Consider the following 6,108-nt stretch of genomic DNA (forward strand, 5'->3'; position numbering starts at 1 on the left):
GCACGATGGCGATGGACATCTTCAACAAGGTCCTCCCGGACAGCGAGACCAAACCGGACATCTCCCACGACGGCGGGGACCGGGAGCGGTTCGCCCACTACGTGCAGAAGGACAAGATCACCGCGAGCGCCGTGACCGGCGACCCCGTGATCGCCCTGTGCGGCAAGGTGTGGGTGCCCAACCGCGACCCCAAGAAGTTCCCCGTGTGCCCCGAGTGCAAGAAGGTCTACGAGGAGATGATGAAGTAGTCCTCCCGCCCGGACGGCCGACGCCTCCCGAGGGGACGGCCGCGCGTCCGGCGCGGACCCCGCCGTGCCCGGGCACCGCGCGCGGCGAGCACGGCGAAGGCCTTGACACACGGCGTGTGCCAAGGCCCTCGTGCTGTCCAGGGGCCGACCGGTCCCGTGGCGGGTGCCCACGGACCCGTCCGGCCCCCGCGCGCCACCGCGGCCGAGGACGACGCCCTCACCAGCGCGGCGATGGAGAGCACGGGCGTGTCCGACCTGGCCGAACGGCGCTTCCCCACCCTGTCAGGGGGTGAGCGGGCGAGGGTGATGCTCGTCCGCGTCCTGGCCCAGGGCACCCGGCTGCTCCTGCTGGACGAGCCGACCGCCGCCCTGGACATCCGGCACCAGGAACCCGTACTGGATCTGGCTTCCCAACTCGCGGAGCGCGGCGGTGCGGTTATCGTGGTCCTGCACGATTTGGGGCTTGCGGCAGCCTACGCCCGTCGTGTGGCGATACCCTCCCGAGGGCGGGTCGCCGCTCAGGGCTCCCCCGCCGACGTGTTCACCGCGTCGCTGCTCAGCTCCGTCTACCAGCACGAGGTCGAAGTCCTACCGCACCCGCGTACCGGAGTCCCGCTGGTCGTCCCCCCTCAGGTGGGGGACGGGTGCACACGGAAGCGTCCACAGGAGTAGGTCGTATTGGTGTCCACAACTGAACGGCAGTTCCACGAGGGTCCCCGTCCCGGGCGCGGGGAGGGGCGTGGACGGCGGGCCCCCGGCGGCCGTCGGCGCCGCCCCAAGCCCAGGGCCACCCCCGGCGACGTCGTGCGCGGCATCGTCCGGTTCTTCGGCGAGATCATGCTGACCGCCGGTCTGCTCATGCTCTTCTACGCCGGTTACGAGGTGTACGGCTCCCAGTGGGAGACCGACCGCGAACAGCAGGACCTGGCCCAGGGGTTGGAGGAGGCCTGGTCCGCCGACCAGGCGGCCGCGGAGGCCGGCCCGGACTCGGAGCCCCTGCCGGGCAGCGCCGACAGCCGCCTGTACGTGCCGAGCCTGGACCTGGACTGGGTGGTGGTCAACGGCACCACGCAGGAGGACATCCGCTACAGCCCCGGCCACTACACCGAGTACCCCAGCGACCCCGGCGGGGAGGGCAACTACGCCGTGGCCGCCCATCGCACCCCGGGCCTGTTCTGGGACCTGGACCTGCTCCAGAACGGCGACGTCATGGTGCTGGAGGACGGGGAGAATTTTTACACCTACGAGGTCTTCCGCGACGAGACGGTCCTGCCCACCGACGTGTGGGTGATCGAGCCGGACCCGTTCGACGAGGCCACCGACGAGGAACCGGGCAGGTCCCTGCTCACCCTCACCACGTGCGCGCCCAAGCTGAACAACACGCACCGCCTCATCGTCTGGGCGGAGCTGGTGGAGACCACGCCCAAGTCCGAGGGGATGCCCGACTCGATCGCCCACATGGCCCCCGAGGCCTAGCGAGTAAGGAAAGCGAATGTACGGTCTGATCTGGCGTGTCCTGCCCGGTCCGTGGGTCTCCAAGCTCATCCTGGCGCTCGGTCTGGCGGTGGGCGCGGCCCTGCTGCTGTGGTTCTTCGCCTTTCCGGCGATCTCGCCGCACATGCCCTTCAACGACGGTGCCGTCGACGTCGAGGGCGCCCAGCCCGGGGGCGGGGTGGAGCCCGGGACCGGGTCCGGCGGGTAGTCCGGAGTGCTTGTGGACGATGAGGGAGCCGGCGGGGACCGGTGGCCTTTCCGGGGCCTGGGACACGCCGTGTGCGCGGCGCCACTGGCCAGGCTCCCGGAACGGTCCACGGTGCCCGCTAACCTCATGGGGGTGAGTAACGGGGGACGGTTCGCAGCATGACGGTGACGCAGACCACGACGGAGGACCGGCTCAGAGGCCTTCGGGCATGGCAGCGGGAGGCGTTCGAGGAGTACTTCCGCCGGGAACCGCGGGACTTCCTCGCCGTGGCCACCCCCGGTGCGGGCAAGACCACCTTCGCCCTCACCCTGGCCAGCGAACTCCTCCACCGGCACACGGTGCGCGCCATCACCATCGTGTGCCCCACCGACCACCTCAAGAAGCAGTGGGCCGAGGCGGCCGCCCGGTTCGGCATCGCCATCGACCCCGACTTCCGCAACGGGCAGGGCGCCCTGGGCCGCCAGTACGTCGGCGTGGCCGTCACCTACGCCCAGGTCGCCGCCCACCCGATGCTGCACCGCAACCGGACCGAGGCGCGCAAGACCCTCGTCATCTTCGACGAGGTCCACCACGCCGGGGACGCCCTGTCCTGGGGCGACGCGGCCCGCGAGGCCTTCGACCCGGCGGCACGGCGCCTCTCCCTGACCGGAACCCCCTTCCGGTCCGACATCAACCCCATCCCCTTCGTCGACTACGTCCAGGACGTCGCCGGGGTGCGCCGCTGCTCCTGGGACTACAGCTACGGGTACGGGCCCGCCCTGGCCGACGGGGTCGTGCGCCCCGTCATCTTCATGGCCTACTCCGGCGAGATGCGCTGGCGTACCCGCGCGGGCGACGAGCTCGCCGCCAGGCTGGGGGAGCCCCTCACCCAGGACGCGCTCTCCCAGGCGTGGCGGGCCGCCCTGGACCCCAAGGGCGACTGGATCAAGCGCGTGCTCCAGGCCGCCGACCGCCGCCTGACCGAGGTCCGCAAGACCCACCCGGACGCGGGGGCGCTGGTCATCGCCAGCGACCACGAGAACGCCCGCGCCTACTCGCGCATCCTGCGCCAGATCACCGGCAAGGGCGCCACGGTCATCCTGTCCGACGACCCCGGGGCCTCCAAGAAGATCTCCCGGTTCGCCGTGGGCGACGACCGCTGGATGGTCGCGGTGCGCATGGTCTCCGAGGGCGTGGACGTGCCCCGGCTGATGGTGGGCGTGTACGCCACCTCCACCAGCACCGCGCTGTTCTTCGCCCAGGCCATCGGCCGCTTCGTGCGCGTGCGCCAGCGCGGCGAGGTCGCCTCGGTCTTCCTGCCCTCCGTGCCCACCCTGCTGGAGTACGCGGGCGAGATGGAGCGCGAGCGCGACCACGTGCTCGACCGGACCCCGGCGGAGGGCGACGAGTACCCGGAGGACGACCTGCTCCGGGAGGCCAACAAGAAGCGGGACACCCCCGACGCGGGGGAGGAACTGCCCTTCGAGACCATGGAGTCGGCGGCGGAGTTCGACCGCGCCCTCTACGACGGTGCCGAGTACGGCGGAGTGCCGGGGTCCACCGAGGAGGAGGACTTCCTGGGCCTGCCCGGTCTGCTCGACCCGCAGCAGGTCTCCCAGCTCCTGCGCAAGCGCAAGGCCGACCTCAAGGCGAGTGAGATCAGGACCCGCAAGGTGGAGGAGCCCGCCGAGGAGGAGGGGCCCACCCACCAGGTCCTGGCCGATCTGCGTCGCGAGCTGAGCGGCCTCGTGGGCGCCTGGCACCACCGCACCGGCAAGCCGCACGGGGTGATCCACAACGAGCTGCGCCGCGCCTGCGGCGGGCCACCGGTCGCGCAGGCCACCCCGACGCAGATCCGTGAGCGGATCGCCAAGATCCGCGTCTGGGCCGTCGGCGGGCGGTAGCCCAAAACGGGCAAACACTTCGCAAGCTCGCGCATGTCCCATAAGCCCTCGGTGTCCGCTTCATTACCTTGTGTGAGATGAGTGGACACAGCTCTCGCGGCGGCTCAGCCGCGCTCTGCACCGGACTGCTGATGTGCGGGTTCGCCCTGGCCGGAATGGTCATGGCCACGACGCCCGGCACCGTCGGAACCGACTCCTCGCGCGCCCAGCTGGCGCCGGGGGAGCCCGAAGCGCTGGAGCCCTGCCTGCCCGGTGCCGCCAGGGTCACCGACCCGGACGCGGCCTCCCGGCCCCCCGGCGGCAGCGAGGTGACGCCGCGTCAGGCCGCCCTCTACGAGCAGCAGCTCCAGGAGGCACTCGTGCCCCTGCGGGGACAGGAGCTCCAGCCACCCCACACCGTCCCGGTCGTGGTGCACGTCATCTCCGCCGAGGACGGCAGCGGCGAGGTCAGCGACGAACGCGTCCAGCGGCAGGTCGACGTCCTCAACGCCGCCTACGGAGGCGACACCGCCGCGGACCCGGCCCAGGCCGCCGAGGCCGCACGGCGAGCCGGGGCCGCGGGTAGCGCCGAACCCACCGACACCGGCTTCCGCTTCGAGCTCAGCGAGGTCACCCGCACGGTCAACGACGACTGGTTCACCAGCTTCGCCGAACACCGCGACACCGTCCGCGCCGAGCTGCGCCAGGGTGACGCGGGGACCCTCAACATCTACACCTCGAACCTGGGCACCGGCCTGCTCGGCTACTCCTCCTTCCCCCAGGACTACGAGGAGGCGCCCGAACAGGACGGCGTGGTGATCGCCCACGACACCCTGCCCGGCGGCGACCGCGACCGGTTCAACCTCGGCCACACCGGCACCCACGAGGTCGGCCACTGGCTCGGCCTCTTCCACACGTTCCAGAACGGCTGCTCCTCGCCCGGCGACTACGTGGACGACACCGCGTACGAGCGCGAGGCCGCCTCCGGCTGCCCCGAGGGCCGCGACACCTGCCCCGAGCAGAAGGGCGAGGACCCCGTCACCAACTTCATGAACTACAGCGACGACGCCTGCATGACCCACTTCACCACGGGCCAGGCCCAGCGCATGGTCGAGCACTGGGCGGCCTTCCGCGCCTGACGCGGCGGCGACCACGCGGCGCGGGCCGCCTCCCGTCGGGGCGTGGTCGCGACCGTGCGCGGGCCCGGCCGCCGCTAGGCTTGGCACCATGGCAGCGAACACGTACCTGACCGGGATCAAGCCCACCGGCGACTTCCACCTGGGCAACTACATCGGCGCGATCAAGCCCGCCCTGAGCGCGGCCACGGCCTACGACACCTACTACTTCATCGCCGACTACCACGCGCTCAACACCATCAAGGACGCCGACGAGCTCCGCCACAGCATCCGGTCAGGCGCTGCCACCTGGCTCGCGTGCGGGCTCGACCCCGAGCGGACGATCGTCTACCAGCAGTCCCGGGTGCCCGAGACCTTCGAGCTCACCACCATCCTGAGCGCCCTGACCCCCAAGGGCCTCATGAACCGCGCGCACGCCTACAAGGCCGCCCGCGACCGCAACAACGAGGCCGGGATCACCGACCTCGACGCCGGGATCAACATGGGGCTGTACAACTACCCCATCCTCATGGCCGCCGACATCCTCGTCATGGAGGGCACCCACATCCCCGTGGGCCGCGACCAGTCCCAGCACATCGAGTACACCGCCGACATCGCCGGGTACTTCAACCACCGCTTCGGCGGGGCCTACAGCTTCCCCGTCCCCAAGGGCGTCATCGACGACAGCGACGCGAGCATCCTGCCCGGCGTCGACGGCCGCAAGATGAGCAAGTCCTACGACAACCACATCCCGCTCTTCCTGCCGGAGAACAAGCTCAAGAAGGCCGTCCGCCGCATCCCCACCGACTCCACGCCGGTCGAGGACCCCAAGGACCCCGACAGCTCGGTGCCCTTCCAGCTGCTCACGCACTTCGCCGACGCCGAGAAGGTCTCCGAGGTGCGTAAGCGCCTGGAGGCGGGCGGCATGGGCTGGGGCGACCTCAAGAACGAGCTGTTCGAGGCGATCAACACCGAACTGGGCCCCAAGCGCGACCGCTACGAGGAGCTGATGGCCGACCCGGCGCGGATCGACGCGATCCTGGCGGCCGGGTCCGAGCGCGCCCGCCAGCGCGCCCGCGCCACCCTGGAGCGCGTGCGCGCCGCCGTCGGCGTCGCCTGACACGCGGGGGGGGGGGGGGGGGGGGGGGGGGGGGGGGGGGGGGGGGGGGGGGGGGGGGGGG

At 71.5% G+C, this 6,108-nt stretch carries 6 protein-coding genes and 1 pseudogene; all 7 read left to right on the plus strand.

Annotated elements, in window-relative coordinates:
- Positions 1-5 precede the first annotated feature (5 nt).
- The 7 genes and pseudogenes from ACSIH6_RS36250 (at position 6) to ACSIH6_RS36280 (ending at position 6,047) form a co-directional block, all read left to right on the plus strand.
- Positions 6-248, plus strand: coding sequence for a DUF3039 domain-containing protein (locus tag ACSIH6_RS36250; RefSeq protein ID WP_017567454.1), 243 nt, complete (start codon positions 6-8; stop codon positions 246-248).
- Positions 249-380: 132 nt separating this feature from the next.
- Positions 381-920: pseudogene (locus ACSIH6_RS36255) on the plus strand (ATP-binding cassette domain-containing protein); the annotation flags it as partial.
- A 6-nt stretch (positions 921-926) separates the two neighbouring features.
- Positions 927-1,724, plus strand: coding sequence for a class E sortase (locus tag ACSIH6_RS36260; RefSeq protein ID WP_435112837.1), 798 nt, complete (start codon positions 927-929; stop codon positions 1,722-1,724).
- A 16-nt stretch (positions 1,725-1,740) separates the two neighbouring features.
- On the plus strand, positions 1,741-1,950 hold the full coding sequence (locus ACSIH6_RS36265) for a hypothetical protein (protein ID WP_435112838.1): 210 nt from the start codon (positions 1,741-1,743) through the stop codon (positions 1,948-1,950).
- 158 nt (positions 1,951-2,108) lie between these two features.
- A complete protein-coding gene (locus ACSIH6_RS36270) occupies positions 2,109-3,833 on the plus strand; it encodes a DEAD/DEAH box helicase (protein WP_435112839.1) in 1,725 nt (574 codons plus the stop codon).
- A 131-nt stretch (positions 3,834-3,964) separates the two neighbouring features.
- Complete coding sequence (locus ACSIH6_RS36275; protein ID WP_435112842.1) at positions 3,965-4,951, plus strand: zinc metalloprotease; 987 nt, start codon at positions 3,965-3,967, stop codon at positions 4,949-4,951.
- Between the two features lie 88 nt (positions 4,952-5,039).
- Complete coding sequence (locus ACSIH6_RS36280) at positions 5,040-6,047, plus strand: tryptophan--tRNA ligase (RefSeq protein ID WP_435112840.1); 1,008 nt, start codon at positions 5,040-5,042, stop codon at positions 6,045-6,047.
- Positions 6,048-6,108 lie beyond the last annotated feature (61 nt).

The sequence above is a fragment of the Nocardiopsis synnemataformans genome, from assembly GCF_965343085.1.
GTDB lineage: Bacteria > Actinomycetota > Actinomycetes > Streptosporangiales > Streptosporangiaceae > Nocardiopsis > Nocardiopsis alborubida.

What these genes read in the sequence shown, in the direction of transcription:
- ACSIH6_RS36250 (WP_017567454.1), top strand. Translation starts at nt 6, where the DNA reads ATGGCGATGGACATCTTCAACAAGGTCCTCCCGGACAGCGAGACCAAA.
- ACSIH6_RS36265 (WP_435112838.1), top strand. Translation starts at nt 1,741, where the DNA reads ATGTACGGTCTGATCTGGCGTGTCCTGCCCGGTCCGTGGGTCTCCAAG.
- ACSIH6_RS36270 (WP_435112839.1), top strand. Translation starts at nt 2,109, where the DNA reads ATGACGGTGACGCAGACCACGACGGAGGACCGGCTCAGAGGCCTTCGG.
- ACSIH6_RS36275 (WP_435112842.1), top strand. Translation starts at nt 3,965, where the DNA reads ATGTGCGGGTTCGCCCTGGCCGGAATGGTCATGGCCACGACGCCCGGC.
- ACSIH6_RS36280 (WP_435112840.1), top strand. Translation starts at nt 5,040, where the DNA reads ATGGCAGCGAACACGTACCTGACCGGGATCAAGCCCACCGGCGACTTC.